The 18946-nt window shown below is 71.2% G+C and carries 19 protein-coding genes; 12 read left to right on the forward strand and 7 right to left on the reverse strand.

Going from position 1 to position 18946, the window contains the following annotated elements:
• Nucleotides 1-49 precede the first annotated feature (49 nt).
• Both AB0A95_RS27765 and AB0A95_RS27770 read left to right on the forward strand, forming a co-directional pair.
• Nucleotides 50-430, forward strand: coding sequence for an SCP2 sterol-binding domain-containing protein (locus AB0A95_RS27765; protein ID WP_357558676.1), 381 nt, complete (start codon nt 50-52; stop codon nt 428-430).
• Nucleotides 427-2481: a glycogen debranching N-terminal domain-containing protein gene (locus AB0A95_RS27770; RefSeq protein WP_357558677.1), complete on the forward strand. Its 2055-nt coding sequence runs from the start codon at nt 427-429 to the stop codon at nt 2479-2481. Before AB0A95_RS27765 ends, AB0A95_RS27770 begins: the two co-directional genes overlap by 4 nt.
• 19 nt (nt 2482-2500) lie before the next feature.
• On the opposite strand, the gene AB0A95_RS27775 is transcribed toward AB0A95_RS27770, so the two are convergent.
• The 6 genes from AB0A95_RS27775 to AB0A95_RS27800 all read right to left on the reverse strand — a co-directional run bounded on the left by AB0A95_RS27775 (nt 2501) and on the right by AB0A95_RS27800 (nt 7051).
• Complete coding sequence (locus AB0A95_RS27775; RefSeq protein WP_357558678.1) at nt 2501-3364, reverse strand: hypothetical protein; 864 nt, start codon at nt 3362-3364, stop codon at nt 2501-2503.
• Between the two features lie 189 nt (nt 3365-3553).
• Nucleotides 3554-3874 (reverse strand): DUF1416 domain-containing protein, encoded by a 321-nt coding sequence (locus AB0A95_RS27780; protein WP_355027592.1) that lies wholly within the window; start codon nt 3872-3874, stop codon nt 3554-3556.
• Nucleotides 3875-3876: 2 nt separating this feature from the next.
• Nucleotides 3877-4725 (reverse strand): sulfurtransferase, encoded by an 849-nt coding sequence (locus tag AB0A95_RS27785; protein ID WP_357558679.1) that lies wholly within the window; start codon nt 4723-4725, stop codon nt 3877-3879.
• A gap of 204 nt (nt 4726-4929) precedes the next feature.
• Nucleotides 4930-5007, reverse strand: a complete 78-nt coding sequence (locus AB0A95_RS27790; protein ID WP_310503780.1) for an Ms5788A family Cys-rich leader peptide — start codon at nt 5005-5007, stop codon at nt 4930-4932.
• A 92-nt stretch (nt 5008-5099) separates the two neighbouring features.
• Nucleotides 5100-5888: a DUF2993 domain-containing protein gene (locus AB0A95_RS27795; protein ID WP_357558680.1), complete on the reverse strand. Its 789-nt coding sequence runs from the start codon at nt 5886-5888 to the stop codon at nt 5100-5102.
• A 104-nt stretch (nt 5889-5992) separates the two neighbouring features.
• On the reverse strand, nt 5993-7051 hold the full coding sequence (locus AB0A95_RS27800) for a hypothetical protein (protein ID WP_357558681.1): 1059 nt from the start codon (nt 7049-7051) through the stop codon (nt 5993-5995).
• A gap of 242 nt (nt 7052-7293) precedes the next feature.
• On the opposite strand from AB0A95_RS27800, the gene AB0A95_RS27805 reads away from it, so the two are divergent.
• From AB0A95_RS27805 to AB0A95_RS27850, 10 genes are all read left to right on the forward strand, one after another.
• Nucleotides 7294-8013, forward strand: a complete 720-nt coding sequence (locus tag AB0A95_RS27805) for a response regulator transcription factor (RefSeq protein ID WP_179781168.1) — start codon at nt 7294-7296, stop codon at nt 8011-8013.
• A gap of 154 nt (nt 8014-8167) precedes the next feature.
• Entirely contained in the window at nt 8168-9031 is an 864-nt protein-coding gene (locus AB0A95_RS27810) for a polysaccharide deacetylase family protein (RefSeq protein ID WP_357558682.1), read from the forward strand.
• A 58-nt stretch (nt 9032-9089) separates the two neighbouring features.
• Nucleotides 9090-10016: a mycothiol synthase gene (gene mshD, locus AB0A95_RS27815; RefSeq protein ID WP_357558683.1), complete on the forward strand. Its 927-nt coding sequence runs from the start codon at nt 9090-9092 to the stop codon at nt 10014-10016.
• Nucleotides 10017-10305: 289 nt separating this feature from the next.
• Complete coding sequence (gene pstS / locus AB0A95_RS27820) at nt 10306-11406, forward strand: phosphate ABC transporter substrate-binding protein PstS (RefSeq protein WP_357558684.1); 1101 nt, start codon at nt 10306-10308, stop codon at nt 11404-11406.
• Nucleotides 11407-11445: 39 nt separating this feature from the next.
• Nucleotides 11446-12537: a phosphate ABC transporter permease subunit PstC gene (pstC, locus tag AB0A95_RS27825; RefSeq protein ID WP_357558685.1), complete on the forward strand. Its 1092-nt coding sequence runs from the start codon at nt 11446-11448 to the stop codon at nt 12535-12537.
• The gene (gene pstA, locus AB0A95_RS27830) at nt 12534-13622 is read left to right on the forward strand and encodes a phosphate ABC transporter permease PstA (protein ID WP_357558687.1); all 1089 of its coding nucleotides are present in this window, start codon (nt 12534-12536) and stop codon (nt 13620-13622) included. Before pstC ends, pstA begins: the two co-directional genes overlap by 4 nt.
• A 17-nt stretch (nt 13623-13639) precedes the next feature.
• Nucleotides 13640-14416 carry a phosphate ABC transporter ATP-binding protein PstB gene (pstB, locus tag AB0A95_RS27835; protein WP_357558698.1) on the forward strand — a complete coding sequence of 259 codons (777 nt, stop codon included), beginning with the start codon at nt 13640-13642 and terminating at the stop codon, nt 14414-14416.
• A gap of 104 nt (nt 14417-14520) precedes the next feature.
• Nucleotides 14521-15624, forward strand: coding sequence for a sensor histidine kinase (locus AB0A95_RS27840; RefSeq protein WP_357558689.1), 1104 nt, complete (start codon nt 14521-14523; stop codon nt 15622-15624).
• Nucleotides 15621-16298 (forward strand): response regulator transcription factor, encoded by a 678-nt coding sequence (locus AB0A95_RS27845; protein WP_357558691.1) that lies wholly within the window; start codon nt 15621-15623, stop codon nt 16296-16298. The genes AB0A95_RS27840 and AB0A95_RS27845 overlap by 4 nt, the downstream gene beginning before the upstream one ends.
• 74 nt (nt 16299-16372) lie before the next feature.
• Entirely contained in the window at nt 16373-17902 is a 1530-nt protein-coding gene (locus tag AB0A95_RS27850; protein WP_357558692.1) for a tannase/feruloyl esterase family alpha/beta hydrolase, read from the forward strand.
• 46 nt (nt 17903-17948) lie between these two features.
• Here AB0A95_RS27850 and AB0A95_RS27855 read toward each other — a convergent pair whose 3' ends face one another.
• On the reverse strand, nt 17949-18782 hold the full coding sequence (locus AB0A95_RS27855; protein WP_357558693.1) for an NUDIX hydrolase: 834 nt from the start codon (nt 18780-18782) through the stop codon (nt 17949-17951).
• Nucleotides 18783-18946 lie beyond the last annotated feature (164 nt).

Below are 18946 nucleotides of genomic sequence, written 5' to 3' on the forward strand. Positions count from 1 at the left end.
GAGTGCCGATACCGACCCGACAACTCGGGCGGCTGCCTACGATTCGGATGTGACCGAGGCGACGGAGAGGTTCTTCGCGGCACTGCCGTCCCGCGCCCCCGACGTCCTGGGCGGCCTGGCCGACGGGACCCTGCAGATCGACCTCGGCGACGACCACCGGACCGAGCACTGGTTGGTCCGGATGCGGCCCGGGTCGGTGCAGGTCAGCCGGGGGCGTGGGCCAGCCGACGCGATCTGGTACAGCAGCGCCGCGCTCTTCGACCGGCTGATCGCCGGTGAGGCCCAGGGTGTCGCCGCGGTGCTACGCAACGAGAGCACGTTCAGCGGCAACGTGGTGCTCTTCCTCGCCTTCCGGCGATTCTTCCCGAACCCGCCCGGCACCCGCGACCCACGCGAAACGGCACGCCGCGCAGCCGGACGGCCGGCGTGAAGGAACTCGTCAGCATCCTGGACGGCAACACCTTCCTGGTCAGTGACCGGCGGGGAGACATCGAACCGTCCTACGACTTCCCCACCGGGCTGTTCTCCTTCGACACCCGGTTCCTGTCCACCTGGGTGCTCACCCTGGACGGCGAACGGCTGCACGCCCTCTCCGTCGACGACACCGAGTCGTACCGCACCAAGTTCTTCCTCGCCCCCGGCGAGCCCACGCACTATCTGGACGCGAAGGCGTCGGTGATCCGCAGCCGGGCGATAGTGGGCAGCTTCGAGGAGGAGCTGACAGTGCTGAACCACCTCGGCACGGAGTCCGAGTGCACCATCCGCATCGAGGTCGGGGCCGACTTCGCCGACCTGTTCGAGATAAAGAACTCTCGGCAGAAGCGGGGCCGGACCACCGTCTCGGTCGCCGAGAACGAGCTGCGGCTGACGTACCGGCGGGAGGCGTTCCACCGCGAGATGGTGGTCACCACAAGTACGCCCGCGCAGGTCGACGCCACCGGCCTGACCTTTCAGGTCCGGATCGCCCGCAACGGCACGTGGACCACCCGGCTGCACGTGTCAAGCGTCGTCTACGGGGCACGTGGCGAGGACATCCGGGCCACCCTGCCGTACGGGGGCAGCCGCAACGCGGACGCCATCCGGGCCGAGCAGCAGGAGCTGATCGACCGGGCGCCGAAACTCGGGTGCGACTGTGAGCCGCTGGCCGGGGCGTACCGGCGCAGCCTCAACGACCTGGCCGCCCTGCGCTACGAGTCGATCGCCCTGGGCGTGCGGCTGATCGCCGCGGGACTGCCCTGGTTCATGACCCTGTTCGGCCGGGACAGCATCATCACCTCACTACAGGTGTTGCCGTTCCTGCCGGAGCTGGTCCCGCCGACAATCCTGATGCTGGCCGGGCTACAGGGGCACCGGGTGGACGACTTCCGGGACGAGGAGCCCGGCAAGATCATGCACGAGCTGCGGTACGGGGAGACCGCCGGCTTCGAGGAGCAGCCACACTCGCCGTACTACGGGTCGGCCGACTCGACACCGCTGTTCATCATCCTGGTCGACGAGTACGAGCGTTGGACGGGTGACTCCACGCTGGTGCGCCGGCTGGAGCCGCACATCCGCGCGGCGTTGCAGTGGATCGACACGTACGGGGACCTGCTCGGCACCGGCTACCTCTGGTATCAGACCCGAAACCCGGAAACCGGCCTCCAGAACCAGTGCTGGAAGGACTCCTGGGACGCCATCTCGTACGCCGACGGCCAACTGCCCGGTTTCCCCCGGGCCACCTGCGAGTTGCAGGGGTACGCGTACGACGCGAAGATCCGGGCCGCCCGCCTGGCCCGGACCTTCTGGAACGATCCGGAGTACGCCGACGAGTTGGAGCGGCAGGCCGCCGATCTCAAACGGCGGTTCGATCGTGACTTCTGGATCGCCGACCGCGAGTACTACGCGCTCGCGCTGGACGCCGACGGTCGGCAGGTGGACGCGCTGACCTCGAACATCGGGCACCTGCTGTGGAGCGGCATCGTGGACGAGTCACGTGCCGGCAAGGTGGTCGAGCACCTGCTCGGACCACGCCTGTTCTCCGGCTGGGGGGTGCGGACACTCGCCGCGGACGCGGGGCGGTACAACCCGATCGGCTACCACGTGGGCACCGTGTGGCCGTTCGACAACTCGATCATCGCCTGGGGGTTGTGGCGGTACGGCTTCCGGGAGGAGGCCGGCAAGCTCTGCGACACGATGCTTGCCGCGTCCCGGTACTTCGAGGGGCGGCTGCCGGAGGCGTTCGCCGGCTACGCCCGGGACCTCACCGACTACCCGGTGGAGTACCCGACCGCGTGCAGCCCACAGGCCTGGTCGACAGGCACCCCGCTGCTGCTGCTGCGGGTGATGTTGGGGTTGGAGCCGCAGGGCGAGCACCTGATCATCGACCCGGCCGTGCCACCGGGGATGGGTCGGGTCGAGCTGCTGGACATCCCCGGCCGGTGGGGCATGGTGGACGCGTTGGGCCGCAGCCGTGACCCGGAGGACCAGCCGGGCGGCGGCTGACCCGGGCGGGTTGCTCGGCTCAGCTCGGGCAGCCGACGGTGGCGGCCAGCCGGGGGGCGTCCGGCGCGAGGTCGGCGAGCACTGTGACCGGGCCGGCGCGGTACGCGTACACCGGGGGTTGGTCCAGCAGTGGGGCGTTGCCGGCCAGCGGGGCGAGGGCGTCCTTCGACTCGGCCGGACCGGGACCGGCCGCCGATCGTGCGGTGCGGGCCAACCCACCGCCCGGGCAGGGCGCGACGACCAACTCCGGCGCGGCGTCACCGGGCCGGCCGAGCGCCGTCAGCGCGGCGGTCAGGGCTGCGGCTTCCGGGCCGGCAGCGGGCGACAGGGCCGGCCGGTAGCCGGAGCCGACCGGCCGGCAACCGGTCTCGACGAGCAACAGCACCCTTCCGTCCGCGGTCGGGCGTCCCTCGACGGCCACGAACTCGCCGGCGTCGGCGTGCAGCTCGGGGCCGTCCAGCCCGGGGCCGACCCCGGCCCGCCAACTCGCCGGCAGCCGATCGGCGATGCCGGTCAGGACGGCCTGCTCGCTGCCGGCGGGCGCAAGCACGCCGACCTCGCGTCGCAGCCTCGCCCCGTCGTCGAACGGGGTGACCCGGCAGCCCGACACGACCCGCGGCGGGCTCAGCTCTAGCAACCCACCCACACCGGCCGCCCGGGAAAGCTCGCCGACCGCCCGGTCGACCACCGGACCGGCCTGGTCCAGGGAACGCTGCTCGCGCACCGTCGGCGGATCCTCGCGGACCGAAACCCAGGTGAGCAGGGCCAACAGCACGGCCCAGACCACTGTCACGGCCAGCAGCCATCGCCGCCACGACCGGGCGGGTGCCGGCGCGGCGGGGCCGGCCGAAGAGACCCAACCCGTCTGAACAGCACCGCTCACCAGGCCATGGTGCCACGCCTCCCCCGCGGCGGCGGAGGCGGTGGTTCGACTTCTCGCTTGGTGGTTACGCCGGATTCGGCCCCCGCCGACAACCAGAGCAGGATGCGCGCCTACTGACGCCGAGGGGAAACGACGACCGGGGCCGGTCACCCGTGTGGGTGACCGGCCCCGGTCGATCAGAGCGGTGGGTCAGGCGACGGTGACGGCAACCTCGTTGACGCCCCGACCGGCGGTGACGGCGGTGTCGCCGTTGCCGTGCCGGGACAGTGCGCGCAGCGTCCAGGAGCCCGGCGCGGCGAAGAACCGGAACTGACCGGCGGCCGAGGTCACCACCTCGGCGGTGAACTCGCCGGTCGAGTCGAGCAGCCGGACGTACGCGCCCGGCACCGGCTCGTCCTCGGCGGAGCGGACGATGCCGGTGATGACGGTTTCCTTCTCCAGGTCCAGGCTGGCGGGCAGCGGCGCGGCCTGGTCAGGTGCGGCGCACCCGGCGGCGGTGGGCAGAGTCATGATCAGGCCTCCCCGGGTTCGTCGCCGAGCGCGACCGGCACGCCGACGAGCGAGCCGTACTCGGTCCAGGAGCCGTCGTAGTTCTTGACGTTGCGGTGCCCCAGCAACTCCTGGAGCACGAACCAGGTGTGCGAGGAGCGCTCACCGATGCGGCAGTAGGCGATGGTCTCCTTGCCGTCGTCGAGGCCCGCGTCGCCGTAGATCCGGCGCAACTCGTCGTCGGACCGGAAGGTGCCGTCCTCGTTGGCCGCCTTGGACCACGGGACGCTGATCGCGGTGGGGATGTGGCCGGCCCGCTGCGCCTGCTCCTGGGGCAGGTGGGCGGGGGCGAGCAGGCGACCGGCGAACTCGTCGGGGCTGCGCACGTCGACCAGGTTCTTGGTGCCGATCGCGTCGACGACCTCGTCGCGGAACGCCCGGATGGAGGTGTCCGGCTCCTGCGCGACGTACTGCGTCGCCGGGCGGGCCGCCGTCTCGGTGACCAGCGGGCGGGCATCCAGCTCCCACTTCTTGCGACCACCGTCGAGCAGCTTCACGTCGCGGTGGCCGTAGAGCTTGAAGTACCAGTACGCGTACGCGGCGAACCAGTTGTTGTTACCGCCGTAGAGGATGACGGTGTCGTCGTTGCTGATGCCCCGCTCGGAGAGCAGCGCCTCGAACTGGGTCTTGTTGACGAAGTCGCGGCGGACCTGGTCCTGGAGGTCGGTCTTCCAGTCAATCTTGATGGCGCCGGCGATGTGGCCGGTGTCGTAGGCCGAGGTGTCCTCGTCGACCTCGACGAAGACGACGCCCGGGGCGTCGAGGTTCTTCTCGGCCCACTCGGCCGAAACGAGTGCGGTGTCGCGACTCATCGAATCACTCCCTGGTGAGGATGGATGGTGAGCCAACGCGCGAGATCGATGTGTGTAACTGTCGCACCGCGCGCGGGACCCAGCGGAAGGATGGATCACGGGTTCGTGCGACGGCGCCGCTGCCGGGCGTTCGGTGGGATTACCGGAGGGTGCGAGAACCCTTTGCCGGTGGCCGCCGTGAGGCGGCCGGAGACAGCCCCGCCGTCAGATGACGGGGCGACACAGGCAGGTGGCCACGCGGCACAGGTCGACCGCGCGCCGTTTGGTGAGGTGGGTCCCCATGAGCAGGGAGCCTACCAGCCGGTGACCATGCTGCCACTGAGCCGACCACCATCCGGGAACGCCCCGGGCCGGCGCTCGGCCCGGGGCGCGACTCAGCTGACCGAATTGATCGGCACGTTCTTCGCGTCGGCGGTGACCGCCAACCCCTCCGGCAGCGGGCTGACCTCCCGGACGGCGAGCTGGAACGGCAGGTCGGGCAGTGGCACATCGATGGAGATGCTCTTGGCGTAGTTGCTCACGAGAGCCCGCGCCAGCGGCAGGTTCGGCAGCCCCGCGGCGTCCAACTCGTTGAAACGCAGGGCGACCGCGCCGTTGTCGGCGACAGTGACGTCGGCGGTGCCGCTGACCGTGAGCTTCTGACCGAGGATGTCGACCGGGGCCGTGACGGCGAGCTTGCCGTTCTGCTCGCCGAGGGTGAGGCCGGGCCGCTTCAGCAGCGCGGCAAGACTCTCGTAGCTGATCGTGCCCGTGCCCTTGACGGTGTCCGCGACGACGTCCCCCTGGCCGGAGCGCAGAGTGTCCAGCGAGGCCCGCACGTTGCGAGCGTCCACGTTGAGCACCGGCAACAGCACGGTGTCGCCCTCGACCGGGGCCTGCACGTCCCGCAGCTTGATCGAGATCCGCTCATAGCGGCCGTCGAGCACCTGGGTCAGGAACGGGACGCCGGCGACCTCCACATCCGGCTTCGTGGACTGCGCGCCCTGCTTGGCTACCTCCTGCTGGACGCGGTCACCGATCATCCGCTCGGCGACCCCGACCGCCACCCGGTCGGCGACCACCAGCAACCCGGCCAGCAGCAGGAGCAGCACGAACAGCCCGATGAGCAGCTTGCGGCCACGGCGTCGGGGTCGTGCCTCGTCCACCGGATAGTCCTGCGCCACGCCGCCTCCTGTCTCCGCCCGCCGAGATGTGACGGGTCGTCCGTGCCGGTGCCGCAGCGCGGCGCACCAATAGGTACCCGACCGACTCCGGGCTCAACCGTGCCTCAGAGGAACAGCATGCACATCGCGTACGCGGCCGGCGCCGCGAGGGCGAACCCGCCGAGCGGACCCTGCATGTGCCGAGCCACCCACATCGTGGGCGTCTCGCCGGCCATCAGCCGGCCCGCCTCCGCGTACCCCACGGCGAGATCGGAGAGGACGGCGGTGACCGCCGCGACCAGGCCGATCACGGCAGCCCGGGTCGGCGTGAAGGGAGCCACCAGGTAGCCGCCCAGCAGCGCGCTGGTGAGCGTGCCGACCATCGCGCCGGCGACCACGCCGGCGGCGCCCCGCGGCACCTGGGGAGCCAGCCGGGGCCAGGGCAGCACGGCGTCGGTCAACCGGGCGACGGTCAGCGCGACGCCGCTCGCGGACAGGCAGACGGTGATCGCCTGGGTGCCGGCCGGAATCCGACTGAGCACGATCAGGGTGCCGAAGGCCACCACCCCGACCACGATGAGCAGCGTGGCGCCGAGTGAGTCGGTGACCCGGACCCGGTCGACCCGGCGGACCAACTGGCCGAGCACCGCGGCCAGGAACCCGCCGGCGGCCAGGTAGCCAAGCGGGGCCAGGCCGGCGACGTCGGTCTGCACCGCGGCGATGTCGACGAGCGCCGCGACCGCGGCGCTGATCCCGGCGACCACCAGCAGCGCCGGCGGTCGCATCGCCATGGTCCAGGCGAGCACGAACAGCAACTGGACGCCGAAGATGATGAAGGCGAACGGCAGGCGGTGACCGGGACCCGACGTCTGCGCGCCGAGCACCAGACCGACACCGAGCAACGCGGCGAAGCCGGCGATGGTCACCGCCAACTGGCGGCGCACGTCGACCGGGGGTACGACCTCCTCCTCCGGCTCGTCGACCTCGTCCTCGGAGCGGCGAGCCGGCTCGCCGGCGCGACGGGCACGACGAGGCTTACCCCGCTCGCGGCGTTCGCCGTCGGTGGTGGCCGGACCGGTGCGCGGCGCGGGCGGGTGGCCGCGGGGCGGTGTGGCGGCCGGACCCGGGTGGGGCCCGGCGGGCCACGATTCGCGGCCGGCCTCGGGCGAGGTGGAGGGAAACACGACCCGATCGTGCCAGACCGACCGCCCGACGCGGTGGTCACGGGTTTCGGCAACGTTAAAACCTGGGCCACGATCAGGGGCAAGGTAGACAAACAGGAAATGGCCTGACGGCGCGGCCGAGGCGATCGGTTACGCTCAACCCGTTACCCCGCCCGTCAGCGACGCCGGGACCACGCAATTTCTCAGCGCGCTCCCTCGTGAGTGTGTCTGGTCGCGTGCGGCCGTGCGCCGCCGGGACGGAGGTGATCGTGGAGATCCTGCTGTTGGTGACCGCACGCGCAGGTGAGCCGTCGGCTGTGCTGCCGGCACTCGACCTGTTGCCGCACTCGGTCCGCACCGCGCCGCGCGACGTTCGCACCCTGGTCGCGGGCCCCAGCCCGGACGCGGTGCTGGTGGACGCCCGATCGGAGCTGAGCGAGGCCCGCGCGACCTGCCGAATGCTGCACGCCACAGGGCTCGGCGTGCCGCTTGTCGCGGTGGTGACCGAGGCCGGCCTGATCGCACTGAACGCCGACTGGGGCGTGGATGACGTCATCCTCGCCTCGGCTGGCCCCGCCGAGGTCGAGGCACGGCTGCGGCTGGCGGTGGGCCGGCTGAGCAACGCGACAGCCGGCGCGGGCGGCTCGATCCGGGCCGGTGAGCTGACCATCGACCCGGACACGTACGCGGCCAAGCTCAAGGGACGCCCGCTCGACCTCACCTACAAGGAGTTCGAGCTGTTGAAGTTCCTGGCCCAGCACCCGGGTCGGGTGTTCACCCGCGACCAGCTCCTGCGCGAGGTCTGGGGCTACGACTACTTCGGCGGCACCCGCACCGTGGACGTGCACGTCCGGCGGTTGCGCGCCAAGCTCGGCTCGGAGTACGAGTCGATGATCGGCACCGTGCGCCAGGTCGGCTACAAGTTCGTCGTCCCGCCGTCGCGTTCGCTGCCCGAGGCGGAGCACGCGCCACTGCCCGTCTGATCAGCGAGTCGCCCCGGGCAATTTCCCATATGCCCTTTTTGCGCAGCTTGGCAGTCCTATTCTGACTGCCGGGTTTGTCGGAGAAAGGGGCGACCGTGCGCGCAGTGACCACGGGGGCGACGGGCCGGCCTGACCGGCCAGCCGGGCGGAAGCCGTGACGCGGGGCACCTCGACCGTGCGGGCGGCGGGGATCGTGACGGTGGTGGTGGCCGCCCTGCTCGGCTCGGCGTACGCGCTGGGCCGCAGCCTCGTCCCCGACCAGGTCCCTGGGCATTCCACAGGGGCCACGACGAACGCCGACGGGCCGCACTACGCCGACCAGCCCAGCGGCGGCGAGCCGAGCGGCACCCCGAGTGCCAGCTCCGGCCCCGCCGAGACCGGTCAGGACGGTTCGGGGCAGGACGCCGGCGGCGACAACCTGTTCGGCGCGCACGCCACCACCGGCTCCCGACGGCTCGCGCTGACCTTCGACGACGGGCCGGACCCGCGGTACACGCCGCAGGTCCTCGCCCTGCTGCGCGAGTTCGACGTACGGGCCACGTTCTGCGTGGTCGGCGAGAACGCGCAGAACCACCCCAACCTGATCCAGGCGATCGTCGCCGAGGGGCACACGCTGTGCAACCACTCGTGGCACCACGACGTCGGCCTGGGCGCCCGATCGGCCGACGCCATCCGCTCCGACCTCCTGCGCACCAACGAGGCCATCCGGACAGCGGTGCCGAACGCGCCGATCGTCTGGTACCGCCAGCCGGGCGGCGCCTGGACGTACCCCGTGGTGACGGTGGCCCAGCAACTCGGCATGACCCCGCTGCACTGGTCGGTGGACCCGTCGGATTGGGAACTCCCCGGCGCCAGCAAGATCACCGCGACCGTGTTGACCCAGGCCGCACCGGGCTCGGTGGTGCTGCTGCACGACGCCGGTGGGAACCGACAGGGCACGGTGGACGCGCTGCGCCGGATCCTGCCCGACCTGACCGCGCGGTTCGAGCTGGAGGCACTGCCCACCGACCCGACGTGAGACGCGGCTTTACGGCGACGGTCCGGGCGTTCCGAGACGCAGCGGATACGGTGACGGGATGAGCAGCGCGGAGCCGACCAGCGACCAGGTGACCCGGACCGACCGACTGGCACCGGCGGAGATCGCCGACGTGTTGGCCCTCGCCGGTTCCGCGGGCGACACCGACGGCGCGGACCCGCTCGACGAGCACGTCCTGCTCCGCCTCCGCGACCCGGACGCCCCCGCCCTGCACCTGATCGCCCGCGCCGACGACGGCACCCTCACCGGGTACGCGCACCTGGACACCACCGATCCGGTCGGCGGGATCGGGGTCGAGCTGGTGGTGCACCCCGCGTACCGGCGGCGGGGCACCGGTCGCGCGCTGGCCCGGGGCGTACTCGCCTCGGCCACCGGGCCGCTGCGGGCCTGGGCGCACGGCGACCACCCGTCCGCCGCGGCGCTCGGCGTCGACCTCGGGTTCACCCGGGCCCGGGTGCTCTGGCAGTTGCGCCGGCCGCTGGCCGCCCCGCTGGGCGAGCCGCGCCTGCCCGACGGGGTGGTGCTGCGTGCGTTCCGACCAGGGGTGGACGACGCGGCCTGGCTGATCCTCAACTCACGCGCCTTCGCCGAGCACCCCGAGCAGGGGCGGTGGACCTCGGACGACCTGCGGGTCCGCCTTGCCGAGCCGTGGTTCGACCCGGCCGGCTTCCTGCTCGCCGAGGAGACCGGGACCGGTCGACTGCTCGGCTTCCACTGGACCAAGGTGCACGAGCGTCCGGGGTCGGCCCGGATCGGCGAGGTGTACGTGCTGGGCGTGGAGCCGACCGCGCACGGTGGCGGGCTCGGCCGGGCCCTGACCACAGCCGGGCTGGCGTACCTGCGGGACAGGCGGGGCCTGGACCGGGTGATGCTCTACGTGGACGAGTCGAACGCCGGGGCTGTCGCGCTCTACGAGCGGTTGGGCTTCGCCCGCTGGTCCGCGCACATCAACTATCACCTGGGCTGACCGTCGACCCGTTCCCGGCCGATCACCGCGCGGTAACGGCCGGGCTTCGGCGGCATAACGCTGAACCGGAAATATACCCATACTTCCGACAGGTGCCTCTGGGTTCACTTAACGGACAACTCACCCTCAGCAAGCGGTCATCTGGGCGGCCGTACGTGTTCACCCTGCGTTCACTTGCGACCGGCGAACCGGCTACCTGGCACTTCTAACTTTCGTGTCAGCCGGTCAGTGCCGGTCCTCGGGCCCCGGCATCGGGGTGCCAAGTCAGACGCGAAGGGAAACCCCTCAGGTGAAGCTCCAGCGGTACGGCACTCTTGCCTGCCTCGCTCTTACTGCGACGCTCGGTCTCAGTGCTTGCGGCTCGGACAACAACGAGCCCAGCACCAGCGCTTCGGGCTCGGCCGCCGCGGCCGACTGCGCCACCGGCACGGTGAACGCCCAGGGTTCGTCGGCACAGAAGAACGCCATGGACGAGTGGATCAAGGCGTACCAGCAGAAGTGCCAGGGCGTCACGATCAACTACGAGCCCTCCGGCTCCGGCGCCGGCATCACGGCGTTCATCAACGGCACCGCCGACTTCGCCGGCTCCGACTCCGCGCTCAAGCCGGAGGAGCAGCCGAAGGCCGACGCCAAGTGCGCCGGTGGCGCCGCGATCAACCTGCCGATGGTGATCGGCCCGGTGGCCATCGCCTACAACCTCAACGGCGTGGACAACCTCCAGGTCAAGCCGGCCACCCTGGCGAAGATCTTCGCCGGCAAGGTGACCAAGTGGGACGACCCGGCGATCAAGGCCGACAACCCGGACGCCAAGCTGCCGTCGACCGCCATCCAGGCGGTGCACCGCTCGGACGAGTCGGGCACCACCGACAACTTCACCAAGTTCCTCTCCAAGACCGCCGAGGCGGACTGGACCCTGGGCAACGCGAAGGCCTGGAAGGCCCCGGGTGGCGTCGGCGCCGCCAAGTCGGACGGCGTTGCCAGCAAGATCAAGGGCACCGACGGCACCATCGGCTACGTCGAGTGGTCGTACGCCGAGAACGCCAGCCTGAAGATGGCCAAGGTCGGCAACGGCGCGGGCGAGTTCGCCGCGCTGACCGCCGAGTCGGCCGGCAAGACGATCGCCGGGGCCAAGATCGAGGGCCAGGGCGACGACCTCAAGATGTCGATCGACTACAACACCAAGGAGGCCGGGGCGTACCCGATCGTCCTGGCGACGTACGAGATCGTCTGCGGCAAGGGCCTCTCGGCCGACAAGCTGAAGCTGGTCAAGGGCCTGCTCGGTCACGCCGCCAGCGCCGAGGGCCAGGCCTCTCTCACCGAGCTGGGCTACGCCCCGCTGCCGGAGACGGTCCGCACCAAGGTCGAGACCGCGGTCAAGAACCTCTCCTGACCCGAACCCACCACCTCCGCAACCGAATCGAGCGAGCAGATGGGTGAAACCCCTCACCGCTCGGCCGACGCCGGCACCGGCGGGCCACGCGTGACCCAGAGTCACGAGTGGCCCGCCGGTGCCTCGGCGCGTGTGGCCGAGGCACCAGTCAGCACCCGTTCCCCCGACGGTTCCGGGCTGGGCGGCGGTGGCGCGCTGCCCCGGGCCCGCGCTTTCGGCGCCGAGCGGGCCTTCCACGGCCTCACCCTGGCCGCCGGCACGACGGTCCTGGTCATCATCGTCGCCATCGCGGTCTTCCTGATCGCCAAGGCGATTCCGGCGCTGCGGGCCAACTCCGCCAGCTTCTGGACCTACGAGGGCTGGTTCCCGAACGACAACCCGCCCACGTTCGGCATCGGCGCGCTCGCCTTCGGTACGGTGCTCACTGCCGCACTGGCGCTGCTCATGGCGGTGCCGGTGGCGATGGGCATCGCGCTCTACCTGTCCCACTACGCGCCACGGCGGCTCGGCAACGCACTCGGCTTCCTCATCGACCTGCTGGCCGCCGTGCCGAGCGTGGTGTTCGGCCTCTGGGGGCGGGACTACCTCATCGGCCCGGTCACCGATCTCTCCGGCTGGCTGAACAGGTACTTCGGCTGGATTCCGATCTTCGGCGGCGACGGCCCGTACGGAAACTCGATCCTGCTCGGCTCCCTGGTGTTGGCGATCATGGTGCTGCCGATCATCACCTCGCTGACCCGTGAGGTGTTCCGGCAGACCCCGACCGCGAACGAGGAGGCCGCCCTCGCGCTGGGCGCCACCCGCTGGGAGATGCTGCGCACCGCGGTCCTGCCGTACGGGCGGCCCGGCATCATCGCCGCGGTGATGCTCGGACTGGGTCGGGCGCTCGGCGAGACCATCGCGCTGGCGCTGACCCTCGGCGCCACCTACAGCATCTCGTTCAACGTGCTCGAATCCGGCGGCAACACCATCGCCGCCAACATCGCCAACCGCTTCGCCGAGGCGAACGACACAGGTCGCGGGGCTCTGATCGCGTCCGGTCTGGTGCTGTTCGCGATCACGCTGGTCGTCAACATCATCGCGCGGGCGATCATCTACCGGCGCCGGGAGTTCACGGAGTCCGCCGCATGAGCACCATGATCACCTCACACCGCACCCGGCAGCCGGTGCAGCCGGACACGCTGCGGGCCCGGCGGCTGCCCGCGTACGCCGCACCGGCCATCGCCGTGGCCGCGCTGGTCCTCGCCGCCGCGATCGTCTACGGCGCGGGCATCGGCGGGCCCGTCCTCGTCATCGTGCTGGGCGCGGTGCTCTACCTGGTCGGTCTCTTCGCGGCGGCCCACGCCGTCGAGGGGCGACGAGCGGCCCGCAACCGCACCTGGAGCGCGCTGATCCACTCCGCGTTCGTGCTGGCCGTGGTGCCGCTGGTCTCGGTCGTCTGGACGCTGTTCAGCAAGGGTGTCCAGCGGCTGGACGCCGACTTCTTCCTGACCTCGATGAACAACATCGGCGCCCGCGACCCGAACGGCGGCGCCTACCACGCCATCATCGGCACCCTGGAGCAGGTCGGCATCGCCGTCCTGATCACCGTGCCGCTCGGGCTGCTCTGCGCCATCTACATCGTCGAGTACGGCCGGGGCAAGTTCGCCTTCGCGATCCGGTTCTTCGTCGACGTGATGACCGGCATCCCGTCGATCGTCAGCGGCCTGTTCGTGCTGGCGTTCTGGGTGCTGATCGTCTCGCCGTGGTTCAACGACGGCCGACCAAGCTTCTCCGGCTTCGCCGCCGCGCTGGCCCTCGCGGTGCTGATGCTGCCGACCATCGTCCGCTCCACCGAGGAGATGCTGCGCCTCGTCCCGGCACCGCTGCGCGAGGGCGCCTATGCCCTGGGCGTGCCCAAGTGGAAGACCATCCTGCGGGTGGTGCTGCCCACCGCACTGCCGGGCATCGTCACCGGCGTCATGCTCGCCATCGCCCGCGCGGCTGGCGAGACCGCGCCGGTGCTGCTGATCGCCGGCGGTGGCGCCGCGATCAACTTCAACCCGTTCGAGAACAACCAGTCGTCCCTCTCGCTCTACGTCTACCAGCAGGCCGGCAGCGCGTCGAAGTACGCACCGGACCGCGCGTGGACCGCGGCACTCACCCTGGTCGCCCTCGTGCTCATCCTGACGATCGCGGCGAAGTTGCTGGCCCGTCGCAACAGGCTCAGCCGATGAACCCCGGAGGTACCACCATGGCCAAGCGCGTCTCCGCCTCGAACGTCACCGCGTACTACGGCGGGTTCAAGGCGATCGAGAACATCAACCTGACCGTCGAGCCGAAGACCGTCACCGCCCTGATCGGGCCGTCCGGTTGCGGCAAGTCGACGTTCCTGCGGTCGATCAACCGGATGCACGAGGTGCTGCCGGGAGCCCGGGTCGAGGGCAGCCTGACCATCGACGACCAGGACATCTACCACCGCGAGGTGGACGTCACAGCGGTCCGGCGCACGATCGGCATGGTCTTCCAGCGGCCGAATCCCTTCCCCACCATGAGCATCTTCGAGAACGTGGTGGCGGGCCTGAAGCTCAACGGCGTCCGCAAGAAGTCGATCCTGGAGGAGGCGGCCGAGAAGGCGCTGCGCTCGGCGAACCTGTGGGACGAGGTCAAGGACCGGCTGGGCAAGCCCGGCGCGGGCCTCTCCGGCGGTCAGCAGCAGCGGCTCTGCATCGCCCGGACCATCGCGGTCGAGCCGCAGGTCGTCCTGATGGACGAGCCGTGCTCGGCCCTGGACCCGATCTCCACGCTGGCGATCGAGGACCTGATGTTCCAGCTCAAGGACAAGTTCACGATCATCATCGTGACGCACAACATGCAGCAGGCCGCGCGGGTGTCGGACCGCACCGCGTTCTTCTCCATCGAGAAGACCGGCGACCCGGGCCGGCTGATCGAGTACGACAACACCCAGAAGATCTTCAGCAACCCGAGCGTGAAGAAGACCGAGGACTACATCACCGGCCGCTTCGGCTGAGCCGCTGGTCTCGGCCGCGACGCGGGCGGTCCGTCTCCGGACGGACCGCTTCGTCGTTCCCGCGGCCGATGACCGCAGACCCGTGCGCTGCCTACGATCAGCGGGTGCGTACGCCCGGCAGACTCCTGCGCGGATGCCGGCCCGAACTGCGAGTCGCCGTCGGCCTGTTCGTCGTGCTCGCGACACTGATCGTGGTCACGCCGAACGGCCCGCAACGCCCCATCGGATACGCCGCCGCCCTCGTGCTGGCGGCGGTGCAGGCCAGCACCATCGTGGTGCTGCGTCGCCACCCGGAGGCCGCGATGGCGGCGGCCGTCCTCGCCGGGGTCGGCATCGAGTCACTCAGTCCGGACATCGGTTGGCTCGGTCAGGTCGCCGCCGTGTTGGCCGGGTACGCGCGGAGGCGATCGCCGTCGCGGTCGCTGTGGGTGCTCGGCCTGCTGCTGGCCGGTACGCCGTGGAAGCTGGCGCATGGCGACTGGCGCAACGTGCTGCTCGCGATCGCCGGTCCGGCGCTCGGCTGGGCCCTCGGTGAGCTGGGCCGGACCCGCGCGCTGCGCCGGCAGGACTCCGAGCGCCGCATCGTCGCCCAGGAGCGCGAACGGATCGCCCGTGAGTTGCACGACGTGCTTGCCCACACGGTGTCGGTGATCGTGGTGCAGGCCGGTGCCGCGCAGGACGTCTTCGACCGCCGGCCCGACCTGGCCCGCGCGGCGCTCACCTCGATCGACTTGGCGGCCCGGTCCACCCTGTCCGAACTGCGGATGTTGTTGCAGACGATGAGCGCCGACACCGGGCCCGACTCAGCCACCCCGCAGCCCGGTCTTGCGCAACTGGACACCCTCGCGGCGTCGCTGCGGGCCACCGGGCTGACCGTCGAGCTGGATCGGAAACCGGCCGTGTCGACGTTGCCGGCGGCGGTGGACCTCTCGTCGTACCGGATCGTGCAGGAGTCGCTGACCAACACCCTGCGGCACAGCCAGGCCACCCTGGCCCGGGTGACGGTGCGGTGCTCGCCCCGATCGGTGCGGTTGGAGATCCGCGACGACGGGCCGGCCCGTCCGGTCGGCCGGGTCGACCGTTCCGCCCACCGCGGCATCGTGGGGATGCAGGAACGGGCCCGGCTGCTGGGCGGGACGCTGGACGCCGGGCCGGTGCCGGGCGGCGGCTTTCGGGTACGGGCGGACCTGCCGCTCACCTCGGCATGACGGCAACCATCCGGGTGTTGATCGCCGACGACCAGGCCCTCGTCCGAGCCGGCTTCGCGATGATCATCGAGAGCCGCGCGGATCTCGAGGTGGTCGGCGAGGCGGGCGACGGTCTGGAGGCCGTCGCGCTCGCGGAACGCCTGCGACCGGACGTGATCCTGATGGACGTACGGATGCCCCGGCTGGACGGCATCGAGGCGACCCGTCGGCTGGCCACCTCCGGCCAAGCGGCGAGGATCATCATGCTGACCACGTTCGACCTGGACGAGCCGGTGTTCGCGGCGTTGCGGGCCGGTGCCAGCGGCTTCCTGCTCAAGGACATCCGCCCCGACGAACTGGCCACGGCGGTACGGGTGGTGGCGCGCGGTGAGGCTCTGCTCGCGCCGACCGTCACCCGGCGGCTGCTCGACCGGTTCGCCAGCGAACTGCCCGGCGGCACTCCCCCGCCGGCCCTCGACGCGCTCAGCGCCCGGGAGATCGAGGTGCTCACGCTTGTCGCGCGGGCACTCTCCAACGACGAGATCGCGGAGCGCCTGGTCCTCAGCCGGGCCACCGTGAAGACCCACCTGTCGGCGATCCTGCTCAAGCTCGGCCTGCGCGACCGGGTGCAGGCGGCGGTGCTCGCCTACGAGTGCGGCCTGGTCCGGCCCGGCACCGCTCCACCTCGGGGATGACCGGGAGTCCCGTCCCGGGACCGATCCGGCAGACCCGCCGGCCTGCCTAACCTCCCTCCAAAGAGGAGGAGAGCATGATCCGTTCAGTACTGGCACTGCTGACCGCCGTACCCCTGATTGTCACGCCCGCGATCACCACCGACCCGCCCGCCGACCGATGCACGGGGCTGGCCGGGGCGCCCATCCCGCAGGTGTCGGTGTCCTCGGCGGAACGCGCCACGAACGACGAGGGCCAGGAGTTCTGCGTCGTGCAGGGGGTGATCCGGCCGCAGACGCGGTTCACCGTCAAACTCCCCGTCTCCGGATGGACGGGGCAGTACGTGCAGCAGGGCTGTAGCGGGCTGTGTGGCGAGGTGCCCGACCTGACCCTGCCGCTCTTCGGGTTCCAGTGCGCGGCTGCCCGGGACGGTCGGCTCGTGCTGGCCGCCGACGACACCGGGCACACCGGCGACCCGCAGACCAGCGAGCCGGCGACCTGGGGTGCCGACCCTCGGGCCCGACTGGAGTTCGGGCTGCTGTCCGAGCACCGGCTGCGGAGGGTCGCGGACGCGGTGATGGTCGCGTACTACGGGCACGGCCCGACGTACCGCTACTTCGACGGCTGCTCTACCGGCGGGCGGCAGGGGTTGATGCTGGCGCAGCGGTTTCCGGCCGACTTCGACGGCATCCTGGCCGGCGCGCCGGTGCACAACCTGGCGCCACTCGCGCTGCTGAACGCCTGGGTGGCCCTGCGGAACACGGACGCGTCAGGCCGACAGGTCCTCGGCCCGGAGAAGATTCCCGCGCTGCACGAGGCGGTTGTCCAGAAGTGCGGCGCGGTCATCGACGATCCGCGGCGGTGCGGGTTCCAGCCGTCGTCGCTGCGCTGTCCCCGTGGCACCGACCGGCCGGACTGCCTCACGGCGGCCCAGGTGGCGGCCGTGGTGGCGTTCTACCGAGGGCCCAACGGCCTGTACGAGGGGGGCATGCCGTACGGATCGGAGCTGGGCTGGATCGACCAGTTCGTGGTGCGCTCCGGCTCCCCGTCGGACGGCAACGCCGGGAAGATCGCCCTCAACTACCTGAGATACCTCGCGTACCCGCAGAACCCGCCGACCGATTTCCAGCTGGCCGACGTGCGGTTCACCCGGGCCACGTTCGACCGGCTGAACGTGCTGGGCGACGCCATCTACAACGCCACCGACGCGGACCTGTCCGAGTTCCGCGCACAGGGCGGCAAGCTGATCCTCTACCACGGTTGGGCGGACCCTTCCGTCCCTCCGTTCACCACCGTCGACTACTACGCGGCCGTGCAGCGGCGCGGCGGCAGCGAGGCGTTCACGCGGCTGTACATGGTGCCCGCGGGCTACCACTGCCTGTTCGGGCCGGAGCCGAGCCCGCACCCGTCGGAGGTCGGCATCCCCGAACTCCTCCAGCCGCTGATGGACTGGGTCGAGCGCGACGTCGCGCCTGGCGACATCGACGTCCTCACCTTCGCACCCAATGCGGAGCCGGACGAGCAGTTCGTCCGCTTCCTCACGGTGGCGCCGTTCGACGCACTGGCACCGGCGCACGCCGCCCCTGGCAGCCTCAACGCCAACTACCGGTACGTCGGGCACTACTGACGGGCGGCCGGTCCGCCGTATTCACGGGGATACGGCGGACCTCCGGTCAGCCGAGCACGAAGCGGGGTTCGCCGTCGGCCGGGAGGTCGAGGCGTGGGGTGATCGGGGTGGCGGCGTCGCGGTCGGCCGCCGCGCGGGCCACGCCGGTCAGGTCGCCGGCCGCCGCCACCTGCGCCAGCGTGACGAGCGTCGGCGGCAGCATGGTCAACTCGCCGGCCTGGGCCCGGGCCAACGCGTCAGCCGGGCGGATCCAGAGCGTGTGGTCGGCCTCGCCGGAGACGTCGCGGGTCCGCTGCCCCGCCGGCAGCAGGGCCACGAAGAAGTACGTGTCGAAGCGGCGCGGCTCGAACTCCGGGGTGATCCACCGGCTCCACGGCAGCAGCAGGTCCGATCGCAGCGTGAGCTGGCGGTCGGCCAGCAGCTCGGCGAAGCCCAGCTGACGCCCCTCCAACCGCTGCCGGGCCGACTCCCAGTCGTCCCCGCTGACGTCGCCCACCACTGTCGCCGGGTCCGGGCCGGCGAGCAGCACGCCGGCCTCCTCGAAGACCTCCCGGGCGGCGGCGCAGACCACTGCCTGGGCGGCGTCCGGCGTCACCCCGAGCCGACCCGCCCACTCGGTCGGTGGCGGGCCCGCCCAGTCCAGGTGTGCCGCCGAGTCGGAACGGTCCACCCCGCCACCGGGAAAGGCGTACATCCCGCCGAAGGTCATGGCGGCGACCCGACGGATGACGTACACCTCGAAGTCGGCCTCGGTCGGACGCAGCAGCAGCACTGTGGCCGCGACCCGGGGCACCGCCGGGGTGCCGCCCTCGGCCCGGAACCGGCGGGCGTGCTCGACCAGGGCGGCCGGGGCGGCGAAGCCGTCGCTGTCGATCGTCATGCCGCGAGCCTAGTTCCCGGCAGCGCGACCGCCAGCAGCGCGCCAACCTCGTCGATCATGGAGTTATTGCCACGACACGCCGTGCCGCCGGGCAATAACTCCCGGGGGAGTCGTGGCGGGTACGCAGCACCGACCGCAAGGCGGCCGCGAACAGGTCCAGCTCC

The sequence above is a fragment of the Micromonospora sp. NPDC049230 genome (assembly GCF_040647875.1).
In the GTDB taxonomy this organism is placed as follows: domain Bacteria; phylum Actinomycetota; class Actinomycetes; order Mycobacteriales; family Micromonosporaceae; genus Micromonospora.